This window comes from Micromonospora sp. M51 (genome assembly GCF_018070305.1).
GTDB classification, from domain to species: domain Bacteria; phylum Actinomycetota; class Actinomycetes; order Mycobacteriales; family Micromonosporaceae; genus Micromonospora; species Micromonospora parva.
Genome location: NZ_JAGPXZ010001008.1, coordinates 1 through 1,829, shown reverse-complemented (window position 1 = coordinate 1,829; position 1,829 = coordinate 1). Strand labels below are relative to the sequence as shown.

Genomic DNA, 1,829 nt, shown 5'->3' with positions numbered 1-1,829 from the left:
CAGCAGCGCGAGGGTCGCTTTCGCTGCCCCGCCGACGCCGCTGGGTGGCCCGACCACGAGCGACAGCAGCAGGACCGTCACCGCTGTCGAGGTCCACCAGACGCGGGAGCGGTCGGTGCGACCTTCCAGCACCGCGAGCAGCGCCCAACCGGCCAGCGCCGCGACCGCCGCGGCGACGATGACAGCGCCCACAGTGACCTGTCGGGTCGAGCTGCCGGACCTGACCGACAGGTCGACGCCGGCAGCCGAGTGCAGCAACGCGAACTCGGCCACCGCCACCACGATCGCGCCGGCCGCCACGATGGCCCGTACCAGGGGAAGGTTCTTCGTCATGGCCTGAGTCTGCGGACCGGGCCGGGCGGGACGCGTCGGTCCGGACGCCGCGACGGGTACGTCCGCCGGCGGCTCGGCGTACTACCAAAGGAGGTGGTCCGGCCCGCCACCAGCGCAGTAGCGTGCGCGATGTGGATGCGGCGGCGTGCGAGGTCGAACCGCCCGGGGCGTGGCGATTCGCTCGGGTGGGCGTGACGACAGCGGCGGTCGGCGTCCTCGTCGCGACCATGCTGTGGTCCGCCACCCGGTCCAGCTCCGCCGGAATGATCGGCGTCGACGTCGCGCTGGCGGTGACCGCCCTGATCCTCGTTCCGGTGGTCATCCGCCGCCCGCGCACCGGTGGTGTGCTGGCCGGTGTGCTCGTCGCGCTGTCCCCGGTGGTCACGCCGGTGGCCAGCTTCGCGGTGCTGTTCCTCGCCCGCAACCGGCCGTTTCGCCAGGCGGCGGCGGTGGCGGCGGTCAGCGTGGCGGGTGAGGCGGTGCAGGCGTTCTGGCGGCCGGTGCCGAGCCTGCCGTACGGGTGGCGGCTGGTGCTGATGACGATCGCGTACGCGGCCCTGTTCGGCTGGGGCACCTGGGCGCAGGCCCGCAACGCCCTGTTGGCGGAGCTGCGGGACCGGGCCCGGCGGGCCGAGCGGGAGCAGGAACGGCGGGTCGACGAGGCGCGGGCGGCGGAACGCGGCCGGATCGCACGGGAGATGCACGACGTGCTGGCCCACCGGCTGTCACTGCTGGCGGCGGCGGCCGGCGCGATGGAGTACCGGCCGGACGCGCCGCCCGAGCGGCTCAGCGCCGCCGCCGGGGTGATCCGGGCCAGCGCCCATCACGCCCTCGACGAGCTGCGCGAGGTCATCACCCTGCTGCGCAGCGACGACGCCGAGTCGCCGACTGACGCGCCACCCGGGCAGACCCTCGCCGACCTGCCGAGCCTGCTCCACGAGGCGCGGGCCGCCGGGCAACGGATCGAGGTCGACGACCCGCTCGGTCCGCCGGTCGAGATTCCCGCCGCGGTGGGCCGCACCGCGTACCGGATCGCGCAGGAGGCGCTGACCAACGCCCGCAAGCACGCCGCCGGGCAGCCGGTCCGGCTGGTGCTCGGCGGCGCGCCCGGCACGGGCCTGCGCATCGCGGTGAGCAACCCGACCACGCCTGACGGCGGCGCCACCGGCAGCGCCGGCACGGGTCTGATCGGCCTCGCCGAGCGGGCCGCGCTCACCGGTGGTCGGGTCACCCACCACGTCGACGCCACGGGCCGGTTCCACCTCACCGCGTGGCTGCCGTGGCCGACGTGACGGGACCGATCCGGGTCGTGATCGTCGACGACGATCCCCTCGTGCGGGGGATGCTCACGCTGATGCTCGACGGGGCGGACGGGATCGTCGTCGTGGGCGAGGCCGCCGACGGTGCCACGGCGATCACCGCTGTGGACCGGCACCTGCCCGACGTGGTGCTGATGGACATCAGGATGCCCGGCGTCAACGGCATCACCGCCACCG

3 protein-coding genes are annotated in these 1,829 nt (G+C 75.0%); 2 read left to right on the top strand and 1 reads right to left on the bottom strand.

Annotation, left to right across the window (positions count from 1 at the left end; translation table 11 throughout):
* A partial coding sequence (locus tag KBX53_RS31850; RefSeq protein ID WP_210863523.1) for a DUF6069 family protein occupies positions 1 to 333 on the bottom strand: 333 nt, incomplete at its 3' end.
* 191 nt (positions 334 to 524) lie between these two features.
* On the opposite strand from KBX53_RS31850, the gene KBX53_RS31845 reads away from it, so the two are divergent.
* Positions 525 to 1,625: a histidine kinase gene (locus KBX53_RS31845; protein WP_210863521.1), complete on the top strand. Its 1,101-nt coding sequence runs from the start codon at positions 525 to 527 to the stop codon at positions 1,623 to 1,625.
* Positions 1,613 to 1,829, top strand: a 217-nt coding sequence (locus KBX53_RS31840) for a response regulator (RefSeq protein WP_309140904.1), incomplete at its 3' end; no start/stop codon positions are given. The genes KBX53_RS31845 and KBX53_RS31840, both read left to right, overlap by 13 nt.